Below are 26129 nucleotides of genomic sequence, written 5' to 3' on the forward strand. Positions count from 1 at the left end.
AGTATTTAAGCGTAATATGCTTCCACTGTCGCAATAAAGACGCCAACCTGCGCCCTATCGAGTGAATTAATTCCAGCTGCGGCAGCGCGTCCTCCGCCTGTTGCAAACTGTGAACAAATATCACCTGCTCCTTGCTTATTATTCAGCGGTGCCCGTAGTGAGACGGTATAACTCCCATCCGCATTTTCTGAAAGTACAGCATGTGCACAGTCCGGAGATTGGTTCGCCAACCAGTTACCATAAACACCACTGATACGTCGTGAAGAAGCTTGATTAGGCAGCTCAAACACTGCCAATACATCACTTTGATGAGAAGCTTCAATAGCGAGAGCCTTATCCAGATCACTTTGATACGCTGATGTAAGAGTGTGATAAGCCGAGTTTGGATCAGCAATAACTGCAAAAGGATCATTATAGGCCAAAAGGTGCTCAAACAGCAGAGCGGGGTCAAAATGTAAATCCGCCAACTCTGCCCCATAGCCATTGTAGTTAATGAGTATCCCCAGCTCTTTCAACTGTTCTTTCTGTTCATCGGTAAGGCCTGCTCTGTCAGCCAACTCATCCGCTTTTGCAATCAAGTTATCACCGTACGCGGCAGTAATAGCCCATAAGTGAAAACGACCTTGCAGCAGCTCATCCACAATCAAAGCGGTGCATGTATTGGCGTCTAAACAAATATGAGCATCAAGGTTTGAATGCTGTGGAATATCACCTGACTTGTGGTGATCGGCATAAAATACCTGAGCACCTGTGGCAAGAATCGCTTCTAAGCTCGCTTTATTTTTCTCCATCGAGATATCCAATACGGTCAGCGAGTCATCCGCTTGGCACTGGAGAGAAGTTAACAGTGCGATGTCACGTTTCACACCCGTAATCAATGTCGATTCTTTAGGTTCGGCTAAGCGAAGCTGAAGGAGAGAAATGATGCCATCCGCATCACCGTTGAACACATCGTAGTGCATAAACAAAACCCCTTAAAATATCTTTAGACACTTTAAGGGGTTAGAGAAAACTTCACAATCGCGTTTAGTTATGGCTAAGCATGAATGGCTTTAACACCATCTTCCAATAACTGCAGTTGTTCTAGCCCCTGCTCCGTCGCTTTCGGCTTGACGACCGCTATCATCTGCAGCATACCTTGATGAATGACCTGCTCGGTGATCTGAGTTTTTGGCGACATCGCCGCTTGGTAACCTAGCCAACTACATGCGATAAGATGTAGTGTTGTGACCAGTGACTTCATTTCGCTGTCTTCGACAGACACCAGCTCCAAATCAACAAATGCGCGCATAATGTTGATCAAGTTAGTCTGCAACTTTTCTTGCACCTGAATGTAATCGTCATGTAGCTGCTCATCACGTTGAAGAATCTCAGGCAGGTTGGCGTAGAAAAAGCGGTATTTCCACATCAAGTTGAAAATTGAATCAAGGTAGTGCTTAAGCAATACCAAGCTCTCTTGCTGACCATGAATAGGAGAGAACCTTTCCAATAACTCATTCGAATAGAGGGTAAAGATTTCGCGGACGATTTCTTGTTTGTTGCGGAAGTGGTAGTAAAGGTTGCCCGGACTTATGTCTATATGTGCAGCAATGTGGTTGGTGGTGATATTACGCTCACCATGTTCATTAAAGAGATCCAATGCGGCAAGCACTATTTTGTCGCGTGTCTTCATTCGTTTTCCGTACCCTCTTCCATTAATATCATCAGTATAACTGAGTATATTAACCAATAACAAAAAAGCGCCTGATTAGACCAGGCGCTTTCATTGGTTTCTTAGTTATTTGTGGTATGGCTTAGATAACTCATGAACCGCTTCAACAAATACTCCCGCATTTTCAGGCGGCACATCAAGGTGAATACCATGGCCAAGGTTAAATACATGACCTGTACCGGCATCACCATAGCCTTCTAGGATGGTCGCAACCTCCTCACGAATACGTTCTGGTGAAGCGTAAAGCATCGATGGATCCATATTGCCTTGCAGCGCCACTTTATCACCTACACGCTTAACGGCATCTTGAATGTTGATCGTCCAGTCCAAACCAACAGCATCACAGCCAGTTGCCGCAATTTGCTCTAGCCACATGCCACCGTTCTTAGTAAACAGAGTCACAGGGACACGGCGACCATCGTTCTCACGAATCAAGCCATCAACGATTTTGTGCATGTATTGTAAGGAGAACAGGTTGTAATCACGTGGCGTTAAAACACCACCCCATGTATCAAAGACCATCACAGATTGTGCACCTGCCTTGATTTGCGCATTTAGGTACTCAATCACACTGTCTGCAAGCTTATCCAACAACAAGTGTAGTGTTTGTGGTTCTGCGTACATCATCTTTTTGATCTTAGTGAATGCTTTAGAGCTGCTACCTTCAACCATATAAGTTGCCAGAGTCCACGGACTACCAGAGAAACCAATCAGTGGAACATCACCATTGAGATCTTTACGAATCTGGCGCACAGCATTCATTACATATTTCAGCTCACCTTCCGGGTCAGGAATACCAATCTTTTCAACGTCAGCTTTACAAGTGATAGGCTTATCGAAAACCGGACCTTCACCTGCTGCAAAACGAAGCTCAAGTCCCATCGCATCAGGGATAGTTAAGATATCCGAAAACAGAATAGCAGCATCTAGAGGGAAACGACGAAGTGGTTGTAGCGTGACCTCTGACGCAAGTTCTGCGTTCTTACACAAAGACATGAAGTCGCCCGCTTCAGCACGGGTCGCTTTATACTCCGGTAGGTAACGCCCTGCCTGACGCATCATCCATACTGGCGTGTAATCTACAGGCTGCTTTAAAAGCGCACGTAGATAGCGATCATTTTTTAATTCAGTCATTCCGTCTTTCCAACTATTCGGCTTCTATTTAGGGGCGCTATTCTAACACTGTTTTCCATACAAAAGCGGTGTGCTTTGCAACCTAGATCAAGTTATTAACTTTTAAATCAGTGCTTAATTTGCACCCAAACTACAAGAGTGTTAAAAATTTGTGTGCTAGCGAAAACAACAATTATAACCTGAGTACTCGCGACTCAGCATCTCATAACGACATCTTACTTACCCCCTCCTCTCGGAGGGTTTTTTTTTATCTATCAAATCAAAATATTGCTTCATTGCATTTCATTGATTGTCCGTTCGATCAATGCTCTCGCAATCGTGCCTTGCGGAGCAACAGGAGGCATATTCTGCGCAGTGAACCACTGGGCATCACTCAGTTCGCTATAATCAGGTTTTAACTCCCCGCCTTGATAATCTGCCAAAAAGCCCATCATTAAACTGGAAGGGAATGCCCAAGGCTGACTGCCAAAATAACGAATGTTTGTCACATCAATACCTGTCTCTTCTTTGACCTCACGAGCTACACACTGCTCAAGCGTTTCCCCCACTTCCACAAACCCTGCAATGACGGTGTACATACCGTTACGATGACGCGGGTGCTGGGCCAATAGAATTTGCTCACCATGACGAACGGCAACAATGATGCACGGAAAAATTCTCGGGTAATGTAAAGTACGACAATCACCACACTGCATAGCAACTTGATTGTGGTTGAGGTGGTTACGACCACCGCAAATTGGGCAAAAGCGCAGGGTCTGTGTCATGTGGCTATATTGCACCGCCTTGCTGATCAACAAAAACAGCGGCTCAGCCAATCCCAAACATTCTCTTAATGAAGTCAATGGCAACGTCTGCTCGACATCATGTGCGTTGAGCCACATAACTGGCAACCCATTGTAATCACCTATCTTTATCGCATTTTCCTCCGGTAGTGCAAATGCCTGGGCTGAACCACAAGGTAACGCATGCTCCTCCAGCCAAACCTCACTACCTGATACAACGCACCAGTAAGCATTGCTCGTACGGTTTGTGTCACTGTTCTTAAACATTCCCCTTCCTCTCTGCTTGCAGTTCATCCATTTTACTGGCAATCTAATTTCATACCAGAGTTTGTAGTGGAACAATTTTCTGGCTATAAATTCTAGTAAGGACAAGAGGTTAAACTCTAGAATGGCTTTGCACCGCAAAGCGTAATGATCACCGGAACTGTGATCCGATCATGAGGGCATGGTCATGCTAAATAAATTCAAACGAACGCAAGACCAGTGGGGTGGCTCCAGTGAAGTCATCGATCATTGGTTAGAGACTCGACAGGCACTGATTGTCGAATATTGTCGATTGGGCTCACTTCAGCCAGCGAATGGACACGCTAACGTTGTTGAACTTCCTTCCCCGAAACAAATCCGCTCTTTTTGTGACCATGTGGTTGATTACATTTCAGAAGGTCATTTCAAAATTTACGACATGGTAATGGAGAAATGGCAGGCCACTGGCTTTAAATCAAATAACGAGATCGATGCTACTTACGCAAAAATTGTGTTAACCACAGAGCCTTTGCTTGAGTTTAACGATAAATATGTCAACGTAAGTGCCGATGATGAACTCCCCGATTTTGAGGTGGATATGTCAAAGGTTGGCGAACTACTCGAAGTGCGTTTTGAAGTCGAAGACCACCTAATACAGCTTATTGCTGATAGCTTGGCCATTCCTCCAGGCGCTTAGCCGACACGAGAAAATGTAAAGGCTGATGTGAGAATATCAGCCTTTTTGCTATTCATAATGACCAACACTCTTGGCTATACCAGACACACTCATCATGTATCTCTTTATCCTCCAAAGGGAAATGAACCTTCTATAGCATATTATTTTTGACTTTAATCAAAAGATCTGCCAAAAAAAATACCTGAATGAAAATCCGTATCAATGCATAAAATTCCTTATTTTATTTCCACACAAGTAAATACTGTCTAAATAACTTACTCTTACCTATCACGAAAGAATAGAAATCCGTTTTATTTAAACAATTACCCTAGCTATTCATCGCCATTTAAAATCCAATTAAATAACACTGAATATTTTTGTGAAGATCAACAAAGTTAGATTCCCTATCAATAATTAAACTAACAACTAAGAGCTGTGATTAAGAAGCTCAAATTAATTATCACCATTCCAATAACTTAGTCTTTGTAAGTTTTATTTTATAACTCTAGTCGCGGATTCACTTTTATTTGTTATTCAGCAAGTAAAAGTAAGGAGAACACCATGACCACCCAAACTGTACCTACTGAAGAAAAAAAAGGCGGCTTCTTTGCCAACTTTAAATTCCCTTCCGCTTATACAATTCTGTTTATCCTCATTGCACTGGTTGCGATGCTGACTTGGATCGTACCTGCTGGCCAGTATCAGCGAACAATGAATGAAGATTTAGGGCGAGAAGTGCCTGTCACAGGCACTTACCAAGCTGTTGAAGGCAACCCTCAAGGTGTCATTGACGTACTACTAGCACCGATTGACGGCTTCTATGACCACAATAGCTACGAAGCCGCCGCAATTGATGTTTCTCTGTTTATCCTTGTCATTGGTGGCTTCCTAGGGCTAGTGACAAAAACGGGTGCCATCGATGCTGGGATTGAACGCGTAACGCAGCGTCTTCAAGGCCGAGAAGAGATGATGATTCCCATCCTAATGGCGCTGTTTGCTGCCGGGGGAACCGTCTACGGCATGGCCGAAGAATCCTTGCCATTCTACACCCTGTTAGTGCCAGTGATGATGGCTGCGCGCTTCGACCCATTGGTTGCCGCAGCGACCGTATTGCTCGGCGCTGGTATTGGCGTATTGGGATCCACCATCAACCCGTTTGCCACTGTGATTGCCGCCAACGCTTCTGGCATTCCGTTTACGGATGGCATCATGCTGCGCGCCTTAATGCTGGTGATCGGCTGGGTCATTTGTGTTGCCTACGTGATGCGCTATGCCCGTATGGTGCGTGAAGACCAGAGCAAATCAATTGTTTACGATAAATACGAAGAGAACAAAGCGCATTTTCTTGGTAATCAAACTGGCGAATCTCTTGAGTTCACCACCACACGTAAAGTCATTTTAACCATCTTCGGCGGCTCATTCGGCGTGATGATCTACGGTGTTTCTGTGGCTGGCTGGTGGATGGCAGAAATCTCAGCGATGTTCTTAGCGGCAACGATTTTAGTCGGACTCGTGGCACGTATGAGCGAAGAAGAGTTTACTAACAGCTTTATTGATGGTGCTCGTGACCTACTCGGCGTAGCGCTGATCATTGGTATTGCACGCGGGATTGTAGTGGTTATGGACCGCGGCATGATCACTGATACCATCTTGTACTCAGCAGAACAGATGGTGACCGGACTATCGTCGGTCGTATTCATTAATGTCATGTTCTTCCTTGAGATTTTGTTATCGTTCCTTGTGCCTTCAACCTCTGGCCTAGCGGTACTGACCATGCCAATTATGGCCCCACTCGCAGACTTTGCTGGTGTCGGACGCGACCTAGTCATCACGGCTTACCAGTCGGCTTCTGGTTTAGTAAACCTCATCACTCCCACTTCGGCAGTCGTTATGGGCGGCCTTGCCATTGCCCGAGTGCCTTATGTGCGCTGGGTGAAATGGGTGGCACCACTGTTGGCCATTCTGACGTTATTCTGTGTTGTAATGATAAGCATTGGTGCACTTATCTAGCCTGCTCTTTTCCTTACACTCGCTCACAGGATGTAAGCCCCCAAAGCCGCCTTAGTGCGGCTTTTCTTTACACTCTTCACCGAAAAATTAGAAAAGTTATTTCTAGCTATAACTTTTATTTATCCAATAGTTCCATTCTTAAATACTTCAGAAAATTTAATATGTGATCTGGGTTAAACTTATTATCATTTTTTTGTTATCAATCTATATTCTAAATCCTTAAAAGCAATTATCTAGAAAGTTAAAATGCATAATTCCAATCTAGTTAAAGATATTTAAGTTATTTTAATTTGAATATTATTCCTTCTCACCAATATGTATCAACCACTCAGAATAATTTTATGCATAAACTTTCCTTTCTAATGATTAAATAGGGCATTCACATCCAAATAACAACTGCATAGATATTGTTAAAACCCTTGAAAACACTGGCTTTAGGCATAAAAAATGAACTGTGACTGACCTCTAAGATTCCTCCTCAGACAAGCGTAATATGAATTACAGAAACAAAATAAGTGAATAAATAAATTCGCTCTTCTATTCCCTACAAATTAAATATTAGTTTTCAAGTTTTAAACTAATTAAAAATATAAGAGAGATACGATCATGAGTAAGTTATACGTAGGTTCTGAAATCGGTCAATTACGTCGTGTTCTAGTTCATCGTCCAAGACGAGCACTGACTCATCTGACACCTTCCAACTGCCACGATCTGCTATTCGATGACGTCCTTGCTGTTGAGCGTGCAGGTAAAGAACACGATGTGTTCACTCAAACTCTGCGCGACCAAGGTGTGGAAGTCTTACTTCTGACGGACTTGCTTGCAGATACGCTGGCGGTAGCAGAAGCTAAAGAGTGGCTGCTCAGCCGTCAAGTGTCGGATTACCGTTTGGGCAAAACCTTTGCTAATGATGTTCGCTGCTACCTAAGTGACTTACCGAATATAGAACTAGCTAAGATCCTTACCGGCGGCCTTTCTTACGCAGAGATGCCGATGAAATCTTCATCAATGATGCAAGGACTTCATGCGCCAACTGATTTCATCATTGAACCATTACCTAACCACCTATTTACCCGCGATACCTCTTGCTGGGTCTATGGCGGTGTTTCTATCAACCCAATGGCCAAACCTGCTCGTCAACGTGAAACCAACCATGTTCGTGCAATCTACCGCTGGCATCCAAGCTTTGCTGGTCAGGATTTCATTAAGTACTTCGGTGATGAAGAGAAGCTCTACGACAACTCGACCATTGAAGGCGGCGATGTGTTAGTCATTGGTAAAGGTGCCGTGCTGATTGGTATGTCAGAGCGCACAACCGCTCAAGGTGTTGAACACCTTGCTGCTGGCTTGTTCAAACATGGTCAAGCGAAACAAGTGATTGCAATGGAGCTGCCAAAACATCGCTCTTGCATGCACTTAGACACCGTCATGACTCATATGCGTGAAGACACCTTCTCTGTTTACCCAGAAGTCATGCGCAAAGATGTCAAGTGCTGGAGCCTGACTGGCGATGCGTCTGGCGCAGTGAATGTCAAAGAAGAAGGTTACTTTGTGACGGCTATCGAGAAAGCACTCGGCATCGACCAACTCAATCTTATCACCACTGGCGGCGACAACTTCAACGCGGAACGTGAGCAGTGGAACGATGCTAACAACGTTCTCACCGTTAAGCCTGGTGTCGTGATCGGATACGAAGGCAACACCTACACCAATGAGAAGTACGACAAAGCGGGCATCACAGTATTGCCAATTCCGGGCGATGAGCTGGGTCGTGGCCGCGGCGGTGCACGCTGCATGAGCTGCCCAATCGAACGTGATGGTATTTAAGTAACGGATAAGTTGGCGAGAGCGACTTAGCTTTCGCCCTCAGCAGAGAGATAAAAGCAATGACAAAACAAACTGTAGTTGTCGCACTTGGCGGAAACGCCCTACTTCGCCGCGGTGAACCATTGGAAGCCGAAGTACAACGTCAGAACATCGAAATTGCCGTCAAAACCATTTCGGAAATTGCTCAGGAATACAACGTCGTACTGGTACACGGTAATGGCCCACAAGTTGGCTTACTGGCGTTACAAGGCTTGGAGTACAAGAAGGTAGCACCCTACCCACTCGATGTTCTGGGCAGTGAAACACAAGGCATGATTGGTTACATGCTGATGCAAGAGTTCAAAAACCAAATGCCAAACGTCAATGCCACTTGCATGTTAACGCAAATGACAGTGGACCCCAATGATCCGGCATTCGCAGACCCAACTAAACCCATCGGCCCGATTTATGAAGAAGCCGAGGCTCGGGAACTGGCTGAGAAATACCACTGGACGATCAAACCTGACGGCCAGCACTTCCGCCGCGTTGTACCTAGCCCGCAACCAACAGGAATTATCGAGCACGAAGCGATCACCAAGCTCATCGACGAAGGCCACTTAGTGATTTGTACTGGCGGTGGTGGCATTCCGGTCAAACACGAAAACGGCAAGCTGGTCGGTGTTGAAGCCGTGATTGATAAGGACATGTCTGCCGCTTTCCTTGCTAAACAGCTAAATGCTGACGCCCTGCTCATCCTCACTGACGCGGATGCGGTTTATCTCGATTGGGGCAAACCAACTCAACATGCGCTGCGCAGCACTAACCCAACTGAATTGGCGCAGTACCAATTTGATGCTGGCTCAATGGGGCCAAAAATTGAAGCATCATGCGAGTTCGTCAAACAAGGTGGCAAAGTGGTCGGGATCGGCTCACTGGAAGATGGTTTACGCATTCTTCAGGGCACGGCAGGCACCAATATCACCAAAGGCTAATTACCAGCTGTCCTGACTTTAGTCAGGGCTGAGATGAAACAAACAATCACTCAAATTCATTACTGCACTTTCTTACCTCTTTCCCTGCAACGAGAAAGTGCACATCGATAAGAAGGAAAACATCATGGCTTTCAACCTACGCAACCGTAACTTCCTAAAATTATTAGACTTTACTCCGCGTGAAATTCAACACATGTTGGACCTATCCGTGGAGTTGAAAAAAGCGAAATACAACGGCTATGAGCAACCTCGTCTCAAAGGCAAAAACATCGCTCTGATATTCGAGAAAACGTCGACTCGTACCCGTTGTGCCTTTGAAGTTGCGGCTTTTGACCAAGGCGCTCAAGTTTCTTACTTAGGCCCAACAGGCTCTCAGATTGGTCACAAAGAATCGATGAAAGATACCGCTCGTGTTTTAGGCCGTATGTACGATGGCATCGAGTACCGCGGATTTGGTCAGGAAATTGTCGAAGAGCTGGGCGCTTACGCGGGTGTACCGGTATGGAATGGCCTGACTGATGAGTTCCACCCGACGCAAATTCTCGCTGACTTCCTGACTATGATGGAACATGGCCGTGGCAAACAGCTACACGAAATGAAGTTTGCCTACCTAGGCGATGCGCGCAACAACATGGGCAACTCCCTGATGGTTGGCGCCGCTAAAATGGGCATGGATATTCGTCTCGTCGCACCTAAGCAGTTCTGGCCAGAAGAAGCCCTTGTCGCGCAGTGCCGTGAGATCGCTGAAACAACCGGTGCGAAAATTACCCTGACTGAAGATGTTCAAGAAGGCGTTCAAGGTTGTGACTACCTCTACACGGATGTGTGGGTATCGATGGGTGAAGCAAAAGAAGCATGGGCAGAGCGTATCAACCTCATGCTGCCTTACCAAGTCAACATGGAAATGATTAAAGCCACAGGCAATCCTCACGTGAAATTCATGCACTGCCTACCTGCCTTCCACGGCGAAGATACCACGGTAGGTAAACAGCTTGCTGAAGAATACCCAATGCTTAAAAACGGCTGTGAGGTGACCGATGAAGTGGTTGAATCTGACTACTCTATTGTGTTCGACGAAGCTGAAAACCGTATGCACACCATCAAAGCGGTGATGGTAGCTACACTAGGTGACTAATATCATCGATTAAAAGTAATCATACTCAAATTAGACTGAGTATTGTTTGCAGGGAAATGCGGGCGGCGTTCATCATGTATCAAAAACATGCTGAATAAAGCCCGCATTTTTTTTCACACTTAAGGACTAATCATCGCTCTCAATGCAAGACAGCACAAGCACTGCAAACGTGTCGCTAAAATGGGCGAAATACGCATAAAAATCCAATTCATGAATACTTTACGCAAACGCTTGCGTTGGCTTTTTTTGTCCGTATAATCCTCCGCAATTTGTCTTCGGAGGATCAAAATGAACCTGTCAGCAACCACTCAATGTTGGCTTAACTTATGCCCTGACTCAGGGACATGCGTGGTTTCATTTTTTTCTATCGATCCTTTTCAAGCCTCCTATTTAGGAGGCTTTTTTTTGTCTGAAATTTACATCAATCCATGGATTAGCAATCCACAAGGGTTGGACAAACTCACCCATTGAGACGAGGAAACACTGCTATGGCGCATTCGTTATTTAACAAGCACATTATCTCCATTCCTGAGCTCAGCCGCAGCGAGCTAGAGCTTATCGTCGACACCGCGGCTAGACTCAAAGCCGAGCCAAACCCGACACTGCTTAAAAACAAAGTGGTGGCCAGCTGCTTCTTTGAACCTTCCACTCGCACCAGGTTGTCATTTGAAACGGCTGTGCAGCGTCTTGGCGGCACAATTATTGGCTTCGATAATGGTGGCAACACGTCACTGGCGAAAAAGGGTGAGACACTGGCCGACTCAGTTCAGGTAATATCTTCTTATGTGGATGCCTTTGTGATGCGTCACCCACAAGAAGGCGCAGCGCGTTTGGCGTCCGAATTTTCCAATGGCGTACCTGTGGTCAACGGCGGTGATGGCGCGAATCAGCATCCAACCCAGACTCTGCTGGACTTGTTTTCTATCTACGAAACCCAAGGCACACTCGACAACCTCAATGTCGCGTTTGTGGGTGACCTTAAATACGGTCGTACTGTCCACTCTCTGACTCAGGCACTGGCTAAGTTCAATAACGTGCGTTTCTTCTTTATCGCACCTGAAGCATTGGCGATGCCTGATTACATCTGTGAAGAACTCGAAGAAGCAGGCATCAAATTCAGCATGCACAACAACATCGAAGATGTCGTACCGGAACTTGATGTCCTGTATATGACACGCGTACAGAAAGAACGCTTTGATGAGTCCGAATACGCCCACATTAAGTCAGCGTTTATTCTCACCGCCGACACGCTGAAAGAGGCGCGTGAGAACCTGAAAGTTCTTCACCCATTACCACGCGTCGATGAGATCACAACAGACGTCGATAGAACACCACACGCTTACTACTTTGAACAGGCAGAAAACGGTGTCTATGCGCGTGAAGCCTTACTTGCCCTTGTTCTTAGTGAAACCCTTTAATTGCAGGAGAATTATCATGGTGAAAGAAACTCAACTACAAGTAGAAGCCATTCGTAACGGCAGCGTGATTGACCATATTCCTGCGAACGTTGGCATTAAAGTGCTCAAACTTTTTAAAATGCACAAGACCAATCAACGCATTACTATTGGTCTCAACTTACCCTCTTCGGCGCTCGGTGAAAAAGACCTCATCAAGATTGAAAATGTCTATTTGACCAAAGAGCAGGCCAACCAATTGGCTTTGTATGCGCCGAAAGCGACCGTGAACCAGATCGAAGAATATCAGGTGGTCAACAAACTGACTTTAGCGCTCCCAGAACATATTCAGAGCGTCTTTGAGTGCCCGAACAGCAATTGCATCTCACACGGTGAACCGGTCGAAAGCCAATTCAAAGTGCAACAGAAACAGCATCAGGTTCAGCTCAAATGCCATTACTGTGAAAAAGTATTCTCACGTGAAATCATGGCAGAAGCGCGTTAATCCGCTCTGCCTGTCACTCTTATAAAACAACCGTGGATATTTATTCCCACCCAGGAATAAATATCCACTTTCAACAGAATTATTCACCAATAAAATCGCAAATTAATAGTCTTTGATTGGTGATCCCTTTCAAAAAGCCACACTTTATTTGGTGGTAAGATATCTACGAATCAAACCTTTAAGTCACCACAGAAGTGACCGCTCAATATCTGAAGACGCTACTAGGGAATGAAGTGTCGAAGGTCGCAAGGACGAATTATCTCTACGTCATGTTTTAAAGGAGTTCGCATGAGTGAAACTCTAAATCCAACTTCAGTCGATTACACTGAAGACAAAACTCTGACTGCAGCCTGTAAACGCCTGCTTCAACAACAGAGCTTTACTACTCAGAATGAGTTGCGCGAAGCTCTGGTTGCTATCGGCTTTGAAGGCATCAGCCAATCAACGGTCTCGCGTCTGCTGTCTCAGCTTGGGGTCGTCAAAGTCCAGAATGCCTGTGGTAAAAAGGTGTATTGCATTACCGTTGAAACCGCTCCTGTGCGTGTTGAGTCATCGATTTCCTCGCAGATAGAATTTATTACTCATAATCAGGCGATGGTAGTGGTCAAAACTCACCCGGGCAGCGCTCAGCTCGTCGCACGATTGGTCGATATCGACCCACACACTGAAATCCTAGGTACCGTTGGGGGTAACGACACCGTCTTGGTGATCCCGAAAGATACTGAGCATATTGATGCCTGTGAGCGAGTGGTTCGCGCTCGACTGGGGGTGGCTTAAGCTTTTCTGACACCCTCTCGGCTTAAGTCAGGCATCGACCTGACTTAAGCGTCTGAATTGACGATATTTGTCGGAGTATGAAACTTATTCCCCCTTTCCCCTGTCTGATTGAGTTAAAATGATCAAAACTAAACTCAAGTGACTTTTCTATGCGTGCCGTCTTTTCACTGATTTTATTATGTCTGACTGTAGCTTCTGCCCCTGCTATGGCGCTTTTCGAGCAGTCTAACCCTGCACCAAGCTTCGGAAATCAGAGCAATACTTTTGTCCCTGTCGATCAAGCTTTCCCGTTTAACGCCTATCAGCAAGGCGATAAGGTTTTCCTCGACTGGCAAGTCAAACAAGATTACTACCTCTACCAGCACCGTTTATCGGTCAGTGGTGAAAATATCACGGTTGGCGAGCTCAAAATGGAAGACGGCCAACCCTACCAAGACGAGTTTTTCGGTGAGGTCAACATCTATACCACGCCTCTGTTTGTCGAAGTGCCTTTAGCCGATTATCAGGATGGTGCACGTCTGATTGTCCAGTATCAGGGCTGTGCAAAAGCTGGCTTTTGCTACCCGCCAGAGACCCGCGTGGTTGACTTAACCCGTTTCCAATCCAGCACTAGTGACAACTTGGCGCCATCAAGCAGCACAAGTTCCGTACCAACAGACACTCCAGCCAAGCCATCACAGCCGCTTTCTCAGGAATCGAGCCTAGCATCTAGCCTAAGTGATAACTGGTGGACACCCTTACTGTTTTTAGCGCTGGGTGTTGGCCTTGCGTTTACGCCATGCGTGCTGCCGATGTATCCGATTTTAACCAGTATTGTGCTTGGCAGCGGCAAACTGAGCCACGGCCGAGCATTAGGCTTAGCGTTTATTTACGTTCAAGGGATGGCTCTCACATACACCTTATTAGGATTGGTTGTCGCCTCTGCAGGTATGCAGTTTCAGGCCGCTATGCAACACCCTTATGTCCTGATTGGTTTGAGCGTCATGTTTGTTGCCCTTGCGCTGTCGATGTTTGGTGCCTACACCATTCAGCTGCCAAGTGCAGTACAGACGTGGCTGAATAACCTGAGTAACAAACAACAAGGTGGCAGCTCACTGGGCGTGTTTGCGATGGGGGCGATTTCTGGATTGGTTTGTTCCCCTTGCACCACAGCGCCACTTTCAGGCGCACTGCTCTACGTCGCACAAAGCGGTGACTTACTCACGGGCGGCGTCGCACTGTACGCTCTCGCTTTAGGTATGGGCATTCCACTGATGCTGGTTGCGGTATTTGGCAACAAACTGCTGCCAAAAGCCGGTAACTGGATGGACAGAGTAAAAACCCTGTTTGGCTTTATTCTGCTTGCTGCGCCAATCTTCTTACTTGAACGTATCCTGCCAGAAACTTGGGCGACAGGATTGTGGTCCGCTCTTGGTCTAGCCGCTTTTGGCTGGCTATACCATGTTAAAAACTCACTGCCATTTGGCGGCTGGAAACAAAGTGCGGTCGGTATCATTGCGGTTCTTGGCTTATTTGTCTCAGCGCAACCCGCACTCAACTATTGGTTTGGTGGTCATACAGAACAAGCGCAGCCTAGTATTCAATTTACACGCATTAGCACTGTGGATGACCTCAACAGCCAGTTGGAGCAAGCTAAGCTGGCAGGCAAGCCTGTGATGCTCGACTTCTATGCTGACTGGTGTGTGGCGTGTAAAGAGTTCGAAAAGTACACCTTCCACCAGCCTGATGTAGAAGCAAAGCTACGTAATTTTGTGCTGTTACAGGCCGATGTCACCAAAAACTTGCCGCAAGATATCGCATTGCTGAAAGAGATGAATGTACTTGGCCTGCCAACCATAGAGTTCTGGGATGCCAGCGGTCAACATGTCTCCAACGCCAGAGTCACCGGATTTATGCAGGCAGAGCCGTTTTTGCAACATATCAATGCCAATAGCTTATAGCCAACTTAAGCTTCACTTTACGCCAGTCATCAGACTGGCGTTTTTGTCTGTTGTTTATATATATGCAATTTGGTGATAAAACCCGATACAGTTCAGACTTTTAGGGTATGAATATTGTCCATACTCTCAAAGGTGACAATAATTCCATTAAGCAAACTTTCAAAAGCAGTTAACGTCATGGACTCGACTTACACCATTATCATCGCCGACGATCACCCCTTATTTCGTAATGCACTGTTTCAGTCTGTGCACATGGCGGTTAGTGGTGCCAATTTATTGGAAGCGGATTCCCTTGAAGCCCTTTTGGCCGTTCTTGCCAAGGAAGACGAGCCCGATCTTCTGCTGCTTGATCTAAAAATGCCCGGCGCTAATGGAATGTCTGGATTGATTCAGCTACGAGCAGAGTACCCGGACATGCCAATTGTGGTCGTATCGGCCAGTGAAGAGCCTTCCGTCGTCACTCAGGTCAAAAGCCATGGCGCGTTTGGTTTTATCCCTAAGTCGAGTGACATGCGCGAATTGGTCAGCGCATTGAATCAGGTCTTGAATGGCGAGCCTTTCTTTCCAGAAGGTTCCATCACTAACAACGCGGCTTGCAATGACTTAGCAGAGAAAATTGCCACTTTAACGCCACAACAATACAAAGTACTCGGAATGCTATCTGATGGTTTGCTAAACAAGCAGATTGCTTATGAGTTAAATGTATCTGAAGCCACGATAAAAGCCCATATGACCGCGATCTTTAGAAAGTTAGGTGTTAAAAACCGTACTCAGGCTGTAATTTTACTTCAGCAGCTAGAATCTGAAGCTTAATTTTCATCCTATCTCGATCATTTCTCTGCTAAGATAGTCAAGTCGGTCATCTGATCGACTTATTCATCCCTCTGTTTCACTAACTCTGGGAGTCACATCATTGCTTAGCGTATTGATCACTCAATTTGTCGTTCTCTGGGCCGTCATCGATCCGATTGGTTCCGTTCCGGTCTATTTATCTCAAACTCAACACCTCACAGCCAAACAACGTCGTTTAGTGGCGCTTAAAGCGGTAGGTATCTCAACAGGCGTACTTCTGTTCTTCCTTATGGCCGGTCAACTATTACTGGAAGCTATGCAGATTCCTCTGCCTGCATTTCAAGCAGCAGGTGGCTTAGTACTCTTACTGTTCGCTCTAACAATGATTTTTGGTGAATCTAAACCTGAACAGGAAACTAAGCTTTCTGAAGAAGTCAGCCACTCCGACCTAGCTGACTTAGCCGTCTACCCACTTGCGATCCCTTCGATTGCCTCTCCTGGTGCAATGATGGCAATCGTAATGCTGACTGACAATCATCGTTATTCTTTGGTCGACCAAGGCATCACCGCAGCGGTGATGGTGAGTGTTCTGTTGATCACCTTACTCTTGCTACTTGGCGCGACACATATCCAGAAATGGATTGGCAATGTCGGCGCTGCGATCATCAGCCGAGTCATGGGGTTGATCCTTGCCGCAGTGGCTTTGAACAACCTGCTTCTAGGCATCAAAGATTTCTACCTAGGTTGAATTATTTTATAAAGTCATCAACAAATCATTAGACCTTTGGCTAATTTAACACAAGATTAACATCACAAAAATCTATCACTTAAATACTAAGCGCCTTATTTATAGGCGCTTTTTGTTTTTCCCTACGCGACTAAAGTTGAAAAGAGTTCTTGCCAGCACCTTGCTAAGGTAGAAAGTGAAACATTTTATTAACAACACCAATCGTAAGGAGGCGGCAATGGCGTTTGAAAGTCAGGAACGAGCCAAAGCCTACTGGGACAAAAACGTAAAACTGATGATCAGCTTGATGGTGATCTGGTTTGTCGTTTCTTTTGGCTGCGGCATTTTATTTGTCGACGTACTTAACCAATTTCAGATAGGTGGCTACAAACTGGGCTTCTGGTTTGCACAACAAGGTTCCATCTATACCTTTTTAGGCATTATTTTCTACTATGCGTGGAAAATGCGCCAAATCGATCGCGAATTTAATGTGGACGAGTAAGGAGCAGTTCAGATGGATTTGAAAACAATCACTTACCTCGTTGTCGGTGCCACTTTTGTCCTTTATATCGGTATCGCTATTTGGGCACGTGCGGGGTCAACCAAAGAGTTCTATGTCGCGGGTGGTGGGGTTAACCCGATTGCCAACGGCATGGCAACCGCTGCGGACTGGATGTCAGCAGCTTCCTTCATTTCAATGGCAGGCCTTATCGCCTTCATGGGTTACGGTGGTTCCGTATTCCTGATGGGCTGGACAGGCGGCTATGTACTACTCGCTTTGCTTTTAGCACCTTACCTACGTAAATTTGGCAAGTTCACAGTACCTGAGTTCGTTGGTGAGCGTTTCTACTCCAATGCGGCACGTATTGTTGCGGTTGTGTGTCTGATTATCGCGTCAGTGACTTACGTAATCGGTCAGATGAAAGGGGTGGGTGTTGCCTTCGGTCGATTCCTTGAAGTAGATTACTCAACAGGTCTACTGATCGGTATGTGTATTGTATTCATGTACGCGGTAATGGGCGGCATGAAAGGCATTACCTACACGCAGATTGCTCAGTACTGTGTACTTATTCTGGCGTACACCATTCCTGCTATCTTTATCTCGCTACAGCTAACAGGAAACCCAATTCCACAAATGGGCCTAGGTAGTACCATGGCTGGAACGGACGTCTATCTGCTCGATCGGCTTGATCAGGTGGTGACTGAGCTCGGATTTAGCGAGTACACGACTCAGGTGCGCGGCGATACCTTGAACATGTTTGTTTACACCATGTCTCTGATGATTGGTACTGCGGGTCTACCGCACGTTATCATCCGTTTCTTCACAGTACCGAAAGTACGTGATGCACGCACTTCAGCAGGCTGGGCGCTCGTCTTTATCGCGATTCTGTACACCACTGCACCTGCGGTATCTGCAATGGCACGTCTAAACCTAATGGATACAGTTAACCCAGCTCCAGGTCAGAACCTTGCTTACGATGAGCGCCCTGACTGGTTCAAAAACTGGGAAAAAACTGGCCTACTTGGCTTTGATGACAAGAACGGCGATGGCAACATCCAGTACACCTCAAATGCGGAAACCAACGAGCTGAAAGTCGACCGTGACATCATGGTTCTGGCGAACCCAGAAATAGCCAAGCTACCTAACTGGGTTATTGCACTGGTTGCTGCGGGTGGTTTAGCCGCCGCTCTGTCTACCGCAGCAGGTCTGCTACTCGCGATATCGTCAGCAATATCTCATGACTTAATCAAAGGTGTGATAAATCCGAACATCTCTGAGAAGAAAGAGTTACTGGCCAGTCGGATATCCATGGCAGTCGCGATTGCTGTCGCCGGTTATCTGGGGCTCAATCCGCCTGGCTTTGCCGCAGGTACGGTGGCACTGGCCTTCGGTCTGGCCGCCTCGTCCATCTTCCCTGCCTTGATGATGGGTATTTTCAGTAAGAACATCAACAAGGAAGGCGCGATTGCCGGCATGATTGCAGGTATCACGATCACTCTATTCTACGTATTCCAACACAAAGGCATCCTGTTCATCGCTGACTGGAAATACCTAGAAAGCTGGGGCAGCAACTGGTTCCTAGGTATCGAACCGAATGCCTTCGGTGCTATCGGTGCGCTATTCAACTTCCTAGTGGCATTCGCAGTATCGAAAGTCACGGCAGAAACACCACAAGAAGTGAAAGATTTGGTCGAACACGTTCGTGTTCCAGCAGGCGCTGGAGATGCGGTAGATCACTAATCTACACTTAATGACTAAAGCCCCTCACGGGACGACCCGTCCGGGGCTTTTTTATTGCTCTTAATTCAGTTACCGTAGTTTCGAAATGTTGTCGCAAGGAAGCCAAGATGTTCAAAAATAAGCACTTTATTGTCGCTCTTTTGATTGCACCGATTCTGTCCATTATTGCCTATTTCGGCACTGATATAGCAGTCAGCGAAAAACCCCATGCCGCCAAAGAAGGCCAGAGCTACAAACTGGTCAGCAAATCAAACTGTCGCTACACCAGTGGTTTGTGCGATATGGAAAATGGAGACTTTAAGGTCAAGTTCCGCTCAGAAAAGCTCACCGATGAAAATCTTGAATTGTCACTTCATTCAGCCCATGCTCTCGAAGGCGTTAAGCTTTCTTTGGTCGACAGCCAAGAGCAGAATGCGCAACCAATCAATATGGAGCCAGCCGATCAAGCAGGGCAAAATTGGTATATTACGTTACCTAAACCCACATCAGCAGACAGCTGGTTGAGAGTGGCGATTCAATCTGACGGCACGCTATATTATGGGGAAACACAAACCGCATTTGTAAAATACGAAACAATGTTTACAGAATAGAGAGTCGCGAGACGATGATCAGGGTTGATGTCATGGCATCATCCCTGATTCTAGCCTTTTTTCTTATTCATGTTCTATTTAGGCTCTACACCATACTGGTTATTGCCTTGGTTTCCCTTGAGGAAACCGCACTCCACAAGAATCCAAACACCACACACTAAGGCCGCTAAAGAACTCACGGCTTGTAATGTGGTTGGTTGCGTCATCTGAGCCGGGTCTCCTGCTGGGACTGTCATGCGGCCAATGATTAATGGCACATTCAGTAATAACCACCAACTGGATTTGCCTCTGTCATGCCAGCGTTTGGCAGTAATAGCGAGATCTGGGAGCAAGACTACAATCAAAAATAACGGCAACAGCAAATGCGCCATACTTGGCAACAACGCATTCACTCCGGCAGCAAAGCCAACAATTAACACGTAATATATGATATTCCATATCCAGTAGGTTTTGCGCCCTACTCGACCTTGAAACGAAAGCAGCAACTCTTTCATTGACATGATGACTTACCTAAACCGCCAAAACTATTAATTGACCACTTTTTGAAAACATTCTTTATCCATATCCCGGATATTGACTGTCAAACTATGCACATGGCTTGCTTGATCTTGCAGAACTCCCATCAGCTGACGTGATAGCTCACGCTTTTGCTCCGCCGTTCGTCCACCAAGTAAATCAAAGCTGATATGTATGAAGTCGACATTATCACCAGCCTCTCCCACTAGCCAATGATGACATCGCAAAGCTCGAGACTTCACCGAAGAGGCATCGAACAACCCACTGTGAAGGGCGACCTGATGTAGATCTTCCAATAATCCCTGTACGTTAACTCGTTCATCAACAGAGTTAGAGTATTCCATCACTAGATTTGGCATAGCTGTCCTCAAATGTAAGAGAGTTTCAAATAATCATTAAAAATACTCAGACACTATTACCAATTTCCGCTGCTGTTTCCGAGCGTAAAACCAGCATAATGCTTTATGGATCACTCAGTACAGCAAAGCTTATACCAATTATGAGTTGTCACAGCGGCATCCAATCATCCAGAACCGAACAAGACATGATACTAGTCATGATTTGGTTGGTGTAATCTGTTATATTCCTACGAAGATTTTTTACATTAATGAACTTACATTAAATACAAAGGGAGATATTCCTATGCGTCGTCCTGTAGTGATGGGTAACTGGAAACTTAACGGCAGTAAAGCAATGGTAAAAGAGTTGCTAACTGGCCTGAACGCAGAACTTGAAGGTGTGGAAGGTGTTGACGTAGCAGTAGCTCCACCAGCGCTTTACATCGATCTAGCTGAACGTGTTATCGCTGAAGGCGGTAACAAGATCATCCTAGGTGCTCAAAACACTGACCTAAACAACAGCGGTGCATTCACTGGCGATATGTCTCCAGAAATGCTGAAGGATTTCGGTGCTTCTCACATCATCATCGGCCACTCTGAGCGTCGTGAATACCACAACGAATCTGACGAGTTCATCGCGAAGAAATTTGCTTTCCTAAAAGAGAACGGCCTGAAGCCAGTTTTCTGTATTGGTGAATCTGAAGCTCAAAACGAAGCGGGCGAAACTGAAGCAGTTTGTGCACGTCAAATCAACGCAGTAATCGACGCATACGGTGTTGAAGCGCTAAACGACGCGATCATCGCATACGAGCCAATCTGGGCTATCGGTACTGGTAAAGCAGCAACAGCTGAAGATGCACAGCGCATCCACGCTTCTATCCGCGCTCTAATCGCAGAAAAAGACGCTGCAGTGGCTGAGCAAGTAATAATTCAATACGGTGGTTCTGTTAAGCCAGAGAACGCTGAAGCATACTTCTCACAACCAGACATCGACGGTGCTCTAGTGGGCGGTGCATCTCTAGATGCGAAGAGCTTCGCAGCCATCGCGAAAGCGGCAGCAGCAGCTAAAGCGTAATTTTCCTTTAGGAAATCGCTTATTGAGGTCAGCGCAAGCTGGCCTTTTTTGTGTCTCACACATCAATCAAGTATCCTACAGCTTTTCTCCCCTAAGAGTCGCTGTACCGAATGCAGGATAAACATGGCCTTTTAACTGGCCCCATCCCTCTCGTGCTTCGTCAGATGACCATTCCGATGACTTTCGGCATGGTAGCCATTCTGATGTTCAACTTGGTGGATACCTTCTTTATTTCTCTTTTGGGGACAGAAGCGCTAGCCGCCATCAGCTACACTTTCCCAGTCACATTCGCTGTTAACTGTATCACTATGGGAATAGGAATGGGATTATCGACCAATATCGGCCGCTTGCTGGGCCAAGGTCAGTCTATTATCGCGGCACGATTTTCTTCTCATGGATTATTGTTAGCCGTGTTACTTGTCGCCCTCGCCTCCACACTTGGGCTGTTTACCATCGAACCACTCTTCCTTTTTCTTGGTGCACAGCAAACCCTACTGCCTTTAATTCATCAGTATATGGATATCTGGTATCTGACCATCCCTCTTCTGGTCGTTCCTATGGCAGGAAACAGTGCGATTCGAGCCACAGGTGACACTAAGACGCCAGCTAAAATCATGATGCTAGCGGGTCTAATTAATGGTGTGCTCGACCCCTTACTCATCTTTGGTTATGGTCCATTCCCCGAGTTAGGCATTCAGGGAGCGGCCATTGCCAGTGCGATGAGCTGGTTTGGCGCGTTAATCGGATCCCTATATGTACTGATAAAAAGAGAGAAACTCCTAGCGTGGCCATGTTTTAAAACCCTTGGGGTAGATTGGCAGCAAATTTTAAAAATAGGCACACCTGCCGCTTTATCGAATGCAATGAATCCACTCTCAGGCGCTATCCTAATGATGTTGCTTTCCCGTCATGGCACCGCTGCAGTGGCCGCTTACGGTGCAGCTCAACGAGTGGAGTCCATTCTCATCATAGTATTGATGTCATTAACCTCAACCTTAACCCCATTCATCGCTCAAAACGTTGGCGCAAATAACCCTCAACGTAGTTTTGCCGGGTTATTCCTCAGCATGCGTTTCTCACTGCTATTCCAGTTCGGCATTTTTATTATGATGGTTCCACTGAGCATCCCACTGGCAGCACTTTTTTCTCAAGAGCAAGCGGTGAGTGATCTGCTATGGCACTATTTGCTAGTTGTGCCATTCAGTTACGGGTTTCAGGGAATCGTAATGATGCTGGTGTCCGGGCTAAACGCACTCCATGAGCCGCTCAAAGCATTCCAATGGAGCTTTATGCGTCTATTCATCTTTACCTTACCTTGCGCTTGGCTCGGTAGTCATTGGTATGACATAGAAGGGCTATTTGCGGGCATCGCAGTGGGAAACATTCTCGGAGGCATTCTGGGGTATCTTTATGCTCTTAAGCTTAGGCGTCAATATTTAGCTCAAGCTATATAGCAAAACACCGACGGGACAGTCGGTGTTTTTGGATTCTGTTATTCGTCTGCATTGAGTTCATCGTCTTCGGTATCTAGGTCCACATCAAGCGGCTCTTGCGACAAAATCACTCCTGTATTGTCTGCATATAGATAATCTTCGGGCAAGAAAGTGACTCCGCCAAAGTTCACCGCGACGTCCACTTCTCCAATTGCTTGGGAAGTTGCTCCAGCCGGAATTGAAGCTAGGGCTTGAATTCCGATGCTCATATCTTCCAGTTCATCGACTTCACGTACACATCCGTAGACGATTAAGCCCTCCCACTCATTTTCTTCAGCCAGTGAAGCTAGCTCAGCATCAATTAATGCACGGCGCAATGAGCCACCACCATCAATGAGTAATATGCGGCCTAAACCATCCTGTTCGAGGACTTCTCGAATCAGACCGTTGTCTTCAAAACACTTCACCGTCGTGATCTGTCCAGCAAACGAGGCACTGCCACCAAAGTTGCTAAACATTGGTTCAACTACATCCACTTGTTCTGAGTAAATGTCGCATAAAGCCGATGTATTGTATTCCATCGTGTTCCTTCCCATACGGTTCGTCATCTCCATCGAGTATATAGACACATTAAGTCATTGCAATGACAAGGCTCAATTAACTGACCAGAGTTTGAGCTATAACCACACCCGCAAACAATAAGTTAGTCACCAGAGAGCATTTCACAACCACTGGCATCATAGGGGCTATCTGAGCAGGCTTCTTCGCTTGCCATACCGCTCGGCCATGTTTGTAAATCACCAGTACACTCAATAAAAAGGGCAAACTCAACCAGACAGGTACAGGCTGAACGATAAGGTAACCAATAAATGCAACCAGAGCACCAACCAACAACGCGCTGTGATAATGCTTAGCATTTTTCTGACCGAGACGAACCGCGACTGTACGCTTACCGCACTCTTGGTCATTTTCTATGTCTCGCATGTTGTTGATGTTCAAAACGGCAACAGCAAGTAAACCACAGCCGACTGCTGGTAAGATTAACAAAGGCGCGACAATTCCAGTGTGAAGGAAGAAAGTCCCTGCCACACCGAGCAGACCAAAGAAAATAAATACCGATACATCACCAAGTCCTACATAGCCGTAAGGTTTATTCCCCACCGTGTACGCGATAGCAGCAACAATTGCCAGCACACCTAAGCCAATAAAAGCCAGAATACTCTGTAAACTATCGAGCGCATAAAAGACCAGAGACAGTCCAGCCACCATGGTTAGGACGATATTAATCACAATAGCGTGCTTCATATCCGTCTGTGTCACTGCCCCCGACTGAATAGCGCGCATTGGCCCAAGTCGATTGTCGTTGTCGGTGCCTTTAACGGCATCACCATAGTCATTGGCTAAATTGGACAAGATTTGCAATAACGTTGCTGTCACAAACGCCAACACAGTAATCATTAAAGAAAACTGATGGGTGGAATACGCGAGAACACTACCTGTTAAAATGGACACCAGAGCCAATGGCAGCGTTTTAGGGCGAGCGGCATCTAGCCAAATACGTAAAGACTGTTTCATGCTTACCAGTTTAGTCCCTGTGTACATGGCAGGAATTGTGGCACATCAAAGTTAGCTCAGAAACAAAAAAGGCCACCGAAGTGACCTTTTTCAAATTATTCAGTAAACCAAACTTACTTCACTCGACCAACGTACTCACCAGTACGCGTATCTACCTTGATCACTTCACCGATAGCGATGAACAATGGAACACGAACCACAGCACCTGTTGTCAGTGTTGCTGGCTTACCGCCAGTTCCTTGAGTATCACCTTTCAGGCCAGGATCGGTTTCTGTCACTTCTAACTCAACGAAGTTTGGTGGCGTCACTACGATTGGGTTACCATTCCATAGTGTCAGCATACAAGTATCGTTTTCAACCAACCATTTCGCATTTTCACCCACCGCTTTCGTGTCAGCAGCGATTTGTTCGAATGTTTCATTGTTCATGAAGTGGTAGAATTCACCGTCGTTGTACAGGTAGTCAAGATCGATATCCATTACGTCTGCCACTTCAACTGTGTCGCCAGACTTAAATGTCTTCTCTAAAACTTTACCTGAAAGCAGTTTACGGATTTTAACACGGTTGAATGCCTGACCTTTGCCTGGTTTTACATACTCGTTTTCGAGAATGACACAAGGCTCATTATCAAGCATAATTTTAAGACCGCCTTTGAATTCATTCGTGCTAACAGTAGCCATTTTTTCCTCTTACCATTCTTCGAGTTAAATTTAATGCCGCACATCATAACCCGAAAAGTCGATTCTGTTGAGCAAAACTGGCTCAAACAGCTGTCGAATGGGATCTCTGATCCTGAAAAACTGCTTGAGCAGTTGGAAATCGATCCCTCTCCATGGCGAAGTGGTTTCGACGCTCGCAAGTTGTTCGCCCAGCGTGTACCGCAAAGTTTTATTGACCGAATGGAAAAAGGCAATCCGTGGGATCCTTTATTGCGTCAGGTTTTGCCTCTCTCAGAAGAGTTTGAGGTACACCCCGGCTACTCAACCGATCCCTTGGAAGAGCAAGATAACCAAGTTCCCGGATTACTGCATAAATACCGCAATCGCGCTTTGATGATCGTTAAAGGAGGCTGCGCAATCAACTGTCGATACTGCTTCCGTCGCCACTTTCCATATAACGAGAATAAAGGCAGTAAATCCGTCTGGTTGCAGAGCCTAGATTATGTACGCCAGCACCCTGAACTGAATGAAATCATTCTTTCAGGTGGGGATCCTCTGATGGCAAAGGATGAAGAGCTGCAATGGTTGGTTGATCAGATCGCGGATATTCCACACATTAAACGGTTGAGAATTCACTCTCGTCTGCCCGTTGTGATTCCAGATCGAATCACGCCTACGTTGATCGAGCTGTTAGCAGCAACCCGTTTGCAAGTGATTATGGTTACTCACATCAATCACGCCAATGAAATCAATCAGCAACTAAGAGATGCCTTAAGTACACTACGATGTTCAGGTGTTACCCTACTTAATCAAGGAGTGATGCTCAAAGGCGTCAATGACAGCGTTGATGTACAAGTGGAGCTCAGCGAAGCATTATTTGATGCAGGTGTACTGCCCTACTACATTCATGTATTAGATAAAGTACAAGGCGCAGCCCACTTTTTCATTTCAGATCAGCAAGCGAAGCAAATTATGGCGGGTGTGATTGAGCGAGTGTCTGGCTATCTGGTTCCTAAGTTAACGCGCGAAATCGGTGGCCGAGCCAGCAAAACCCCTCTGGATCTCCATTTAGAATAA

At 46.1% G+C, this 26129-nt stretch carries 26 protein-coding genes; 17 read left to right on the forward strand and 9 right to left on the reverse strand.

Annotation, left to right across the window (positions count from 1 at the left end; all coding sequences use genetic code 11):
- Positions 1–5 precede the first annotated feature (5 nt).
- From CTT30_RS14230 to nudC, 4 genes are all read right to left on the reverse strand, one after another.
- The gene (locus CTT30_RS14230) at positions 6–962 is read right to left on the reverse strand and encodes a DHH family phosphoesterase (protein WP_252035454.1); all 957 of its coding nucleotides are present in this window, start codon (positions 960–962) and stop codon (positions 6–8) included.
- Between the two features lie 74 nt (positions 963–1036).
- Entirely contained in the window at positions 1037–1672 is a 636-nt protein-coding gene (locus CTT30_RS14235; RefSeq protein WP_239838640.1) for a TetR/AcrR family transcriptional regulator, read from the reverse strand.
- 105 nt (positions 1673–1777) lie between these two features.
- Positions 1778–2845 (reverse strand): uroporphyrinogen decarboxylase, encoded by a 1068-nt coding sequence (gene hemE / locus CTT30_RS14240; protein WP_239870544.1) that lies wholly within the window; start codon positions 2843–2845, stop codon positions 1778–1780.
- Positions 2846–3117: 272 nt separating this feature from the next.
- Positions 3118–3894: an NAD(+) diphosphatase gene (gene nudC / locus CTT30_RS14245; RefSeq protein ID WP_239838638.1), complete on the reverse strand. Its 777-nt coding sequence runs from the start codon at positions 3892–3894 to the stop codon at positions 3118–3120.
- A gap of 178 nt (positions 3895–4072) precedes the next feature.
- Here nudC and rsd point away from each other — a divergent pair, with 178 nt between their 5' ends.
- The 14 genes from rsd (at position 4073) to CTT30_RS14315 (ending at position 19456) form a co-directional block, all read left to right on the forward strand.
- Positions 4073–4567 (forward strand): sigma D regulator, encoded by a 495-nt coding sequence (gene rsd, locus CTT30_RS14250; protein ID WP_239870566.1) that lies wholly within the window; start codon positions 4073–4075, stop codon positions 4565–4567.
- A gap of 540 nt (positions 4568–5107) precedes the next feature.
- Positions 5108–6556 (forward strand): YfcC family protein, encoded by a 1449-nt coding sequence (locus CTT30_RS14255; protein ID WP_239870569.1) that lies wholly within the window; start codon positions 5108–5110, stop codon positions 6554–6556.
- Between the two features lie 606 nt (positions 6557–7162).
- The gene (arcA, locus tag CTT30_RS14260; RefSeq protein ID WP_252035455.1) at positions 7163–8383 is read left to right on the forward strand and encodes an arginine deiminase; all 1221 of its coding nucleotides are present in this window, start codon (positions 7163–7165) and stop codon (positions 8381–8383) included.
- Between the two features lie 59 nt (positions 8384–8442).
- Positions 8443–9354: a carbamate kinase gene (gene arcC / locus CTT30_RS14265; RefSeq protein WP_239870609.1), complete on the forward strand. Its 912-nt coding sequence runs from the start codon at positions 8443–8445 to the stop codon at positions 9352–9354.
- Between the two features lie 124 nt (positions 9355–9478).
- Positions 9479–10489, forward strand: coding sequence for an ornithine carbamoyltransferase (locus tag CTT30_RS14270; protein ID WP_006963254.1), 1011 nt, complete (start codon positions 9479–9481; stop codon positions 10487–10489).
- 488 nt (positions 10490–10977) lie between these two features.
- The gene (gene pyrB, locus CTT30_RS14275) at positions 10978–11907 is read left to right on the forward strand and encodes an aspartate carbamoyltransferase (RefSeq protein WP_239870615.1); all 930 of its coding nucleotides are present in this window, start codon (positions 10978–10980) and stop codon (positions 11905–11907) included.
- A 16-nt stretch (positions 11908–11923) separates the two neighbouring features.
- Positions 11924–12388, forward strand: coding sequence for an aspartate carbamoyltransferase regulatory subunit (gene pyrI, locus CTT30_RS14280; protein ID WP_239838632.1), 465 nt, complete (start codon positions 11924–11926; stop codon positions 12386–12388).
- 288 nt (positions 12389–12676) lie between these two features.
- Entirely contained in the window at positions 12677–13165 is a 489-nt protein-coding gene (locus tag CTT30_RS14285; RefSeq protein WP_239876558.1) for an arginine repressor, read from the forward strand.
- A 149-nt stretch (positions 13166–13314) separates the two neighbouring features.
- Positions 13315–15105, forward strand: coding sequence for a protein-disulfide reductase DsbD (locus CTT30_RS14290; RefSeq protein WP_252035456.1), 1791 nt, complete (start codon positions 13315–13317; stop codon positions 15103–15105).
- 177 nt (positions 15106–15282) lie between these two features.
- Positions 15283–15918, forward strand: a complete 636-nt coding sequence (locus tag CTT30_RS14295) for a response regulator (protein ID WP_239876556.1) — start codon at positions 15283–15285, stop codon at positions 15916–15918.
- A gap of 100 nt (positions 15919–16018) precedes the next feature.
- The gene (locus CTT30_RS14300) at positions 16019–16645 is read left to right on the forward strand and encodes a MarC family protein (protein WP_239870629.1); all 627 of its coding nucleotides are present in this window, start codon (positions 16019–16021) and stop codon (positions 16643–16645) included.
- Between the two features lie 217 nt (positions 16646–16862).
- On the forward strand, positions 16863–17126 hold the full coding sequence (locus tag CTT30_RS14305; protein ID WP_239870633.1) for a DUF4212 domain-containing protein: 264 nt from the start codon (positions 16863–16865) through the stop codon (positions 17124–17126).
- A 12-nt stretch (positions 17127–17138) separates the two neighbouring features.
- A complete protein-coding gene (locus CTT30_RS14310) occupies positions 17139–18866 on the forward strand; it encodes a sodium:solute symporter family protein (protein WP_239870636.1) in 1728 nt (575 codons plus the stop codon).
- Between the two features lie 107 nt (positions 18867–18973).
- On the forward strand, positions 18974–19456 hold the full coding sequence (locus tag CTT30_RS14315; protein ID WP_252035457.1) for a hypothetical protein: 483 nt from the start codon (positions 18974–18976) through the stop codon (positions 19454–19456).
- Between the two features lie 74 nt (positions 19457–19530).
- Here CTT30_RS14315 and CTT30_RS14320 read toward each other — a convergent pair whose 3' ends face one another.
- Together CTT30_RS14320 and CTT30_RS14325 are read right to left on the reverse strand one after the other, a co-directional pair.
- The gene (locus tag CTT30_RS14320) at positions 19531–19956 is read right to left on the reverse strand and encodes a DUF805 domain-containing protein (protein ID WP_239870641.1); all 426 of its coding nucleotides are present in this window, start codon (positions 19954–19956) and stop codon (positions 19531–19533) included.
- A gap of 27 nt (positions 19957–19983) precedes the next feature.
- On the reverse strand, positions 19984–20331 hold the full coding sequence (locus CTT30_RS14325) for a 5-carboxymethyl-2-hydroxymuconate Delta-isomerase (protein ID WP_239870644.1): 348 nt from the start codon (positions 20329–20331) through the stop codon (positions 19984–19986).
- A 283-nt stretch (positions 20332–20614) separates the two neighbouring features.
- On the opposite strand from CTT30_RS14325, the gene tpiA reads away from it, so the two are divergent.
- Positions 20615–21385: a triose-phosphate isomerase gene (gene tpiA, locus CTT30_RS14330; RefSeq protein ID WP_239838624.1), complete on the forward strand. Its 771-nt coding sequence runs from the start codon at positions 20615–20617 to the stop codon at positions 21383–21385.
- Positions 21386–21495: 110 nt separating this feature from the next.
- Positions 21496–22839, forward strand: a complete 1344-nt coding sequence (locus CTT30_RS14335; RefSeq protein ID WP_239870647.1) for an MATE family efflux transporter — start codon at positions 21496–21498, stop codon at positions 22837–22839.
- A gap of 38 nt (positions 22840–22877) precedes the next feature.
- On the opposite strand, the gene rraA is transcribed toward CTT30_RS14335, so the two are convergent.
- The 3 genes from rraA to efp all read right to left on the reverse strand — a co-directional run bounded on the left by rraA (position 22878) and on the right by efp (position 25073).
- A complete protein-coding gene (gene rraA / locus CTT30_RS14340) occupies positions 22878–23399 on the reverse strand; it encodes a ribonuclease E activity regulator RraA (RefSeq protein ID WP_252035458.1) in 522 nt (173 codons plus the stop codon).
- Positions 23400–23475: 76 nt separating this feature from the next.
- On the reverse strand, positions 23476–24393 hold the full coding sequence (locus CTT30_RS14345; protein ID WP_252035459.1) for a 1,4-dihydroxy-2-naphthoate polyprenyltransferase: 918 nt from the start codon (positions 24391–24393) through the stop codon (positions 23476–23478).
- A 113-nt stretch (positions 24394–24506) separates the two neighbouring features.
- Entirely contained in the window at positions 24507–25073 is a 567-nt protein-coding gene (gene efp / locus CTT30_RS14350; RefSeq protein ID WP_239838620.1) for an elongation factor P, read from the reverse strand.
- Between the two features lie 33 nt (positions 25074–25106).
- Here efp and epmB point away from each other — a divergent pair, with 33 nt between their 5' ends.
- Positions 25107–26129, forward strand: a complete 1023-nt coding sequence (gene epmB / locus CTT30_RS14355; RefSeq protein ID WP_252035460.1) for an EF-P beta-lysylation protein EpmB — start codon at positions 25107–25109, stop codon at positions 26127–26129.

It is taken from the genome of Vibrio coralliilyticus (assembly GCF_024449095.1).
GTDB lineage: Bacteria > Pseudomonadota > Gammaproteobacteria > Enterobacterales > Vibrionaceae > Vibrio > Vibrio coralliilyticus_A.

Bases quoted from the DNA above. Each gene is read 5' to 3' on its own strand.
- CTT30_RS14230 (WP_252035454.1), bottom strand. From the start codon at position 962: ATGCACTACGATGTGTTCAACGGTGATGCGGATGGCATCATTTCTCTC.
- CTT30_RS14235 (WP_239838640.1), bottom strand. From the start codon at position 1,672: ATGAAGACACGCGACAAAATAGTGCTTGCCGCATTGGATCTCTTTAAT.
- hemE (WP_239870544.1), bottom strand. From the start codon at position 2,845: ATGACTGAATTAAAAAATGATCGCTATCTACGTGCGCTTTTAAAGCAG.
- nudC (WP_239838638.1), bottom strand. From the start codon at position 3,894: ATGTTTAAGAACAGTGACACAAACCGTACGAGCAATGCTTACTGGTGC.
- rsd (WP_239870566.1), top strand. From the start codon at position 4,073: ATGGTCATGCTAAATAAATTCAAACGAACGCAAGACCAGTGGGGTGGC.
- CTT30_RS14255 (WP_239870569.1), top strand. From the start codon at position 5,108: ATGACCACCCAAACTGTACCTACTGAAGAAAAAAAAGGCGGCTTCTTT.
- arcA (WP_252035455.1), top strand. From the start codon at position 7,163: ATGAGTAAGTTATACGTAGGTTCTGAAATCGGTCAATTACGTCGTGTT.
- arcC (WP_239870609.1), top strand. From the start codon at position 8,443: ATGACAAAACAAACTGTAGTTGTCGCACTTGGCGGAAACGCCCTACTT.
- CTT30_RS14270 (WP_006963254.1), top strand. From the start codon at position 9,479: ATGGCTTTCAACCTACGCAACCGTAACTTCCTAAAATTATTAGACTTT.
- pyrB (WP_239870615.1), top strand. From the start codon at position 10,978: ATGGCGCATTCGTTATTTAACAAGCACATTATCTCCATTCCTGAGCTC.
- pyrI (WP_239838632.1), top strand. From the start codon at position 11,924: ATGGTGAAAGAAACTCAACTACAAGTAGAAGCCATTCGTAACGGCAGC.
- CTT30_RS14285 (WP_239876558.1), top strand. From the start codon at position 12,677: ATGAGTGAAACTCTAAATCCAACTTCAGTCGATTACACTGAAGACAAA.
- CTT30_RS14290 (WP_252035456.1), top strand. From the start codon at position 13,315: ATGCGTGCCGTCTTTTCACTGATTTTATTATGTCTGACTGTAGCTTCT.
- CTT30_RS14295 (WP_239876556.1), top strand. From the start codon at position 15,283: ATGGACTCGACTTACACCATTATCATCGCCGACGATCACCCCTTATTT.
- CTT30_RS14305 (WP_239870633.1), top strand. From the start codon at position 16,863: ATGGCGTTTGAAAGTCAGGAACGAGCCAAAGCCTACTGGGACAAAAAC.
- CTT30_RS14310 (WP_239870636.1), top strand. From the start codon at position 17,139: ATGGATTTGAAAACAATCACTTACCTCGTTGTCGGTGCCACTTTTGTC.
- CTT30_RS14315 (WP_252035457.1), top strand. From the start codon at position 18,974: ATGTTCAAAAATAAGCACTTTATTGTCGCTCTTTTGATTGCACCGATT.
- CTT30_RS14320 (WP_239870641.1), bottom strand. From the start codon at position 19,956: ATGTCAATGAAAGAGTTGCTGCTTTCGTTTCAAGGTCGAGTAGGGCGC.
- CTT30_RS14325 (WP_239870644.1), bottom strand. From the start codon at position 20,331: ATGCCAAATCTAGTGATGGAATACTCTAACTCTGTTGATGAACGAGTT.
- tpiA (WP_239838624.1), top strand. From the start codon at position 20,615: ATGCGTCGTCCTGTAGTGATGGGTAACTGGAAACTTAACGGCAGTAAA.
- CTT30_RS14335 (WP_239870647.1), top strand. From the start codon at position 21,496: ATGCAGGATAAACATGGCCTTTTAACTGGCCCCATCCCTCTCGTGCTT.
- rraA (WP_252035458.1), bottom strand. From the start codon at position 23,399: ATGGAATACAATACATCGGCTTTATGCGACATTTACTCAGAACAAGTG.
- CTT30_RS14345 (WP_252035459.1), bottom strand. From the start codon at position 24,393: ATGAAACAGTCTTTACGTATTTGGCTAGATGCCGCTCGCCCTAAAACG.
- efp (WP_239838620.1), bottom strand. From the start codon at position 25,073: ATGGCTACTGTTAGCACGAATGAATTCAAAGGCGGTCTTAAAATTATG.
- epmB (WP_252035460.1), top strand. From the start codon at position 25,107: ATGCCGCACATCATAACCCGAAAAGTCGATTCTGTTGAGCAAAACTGG.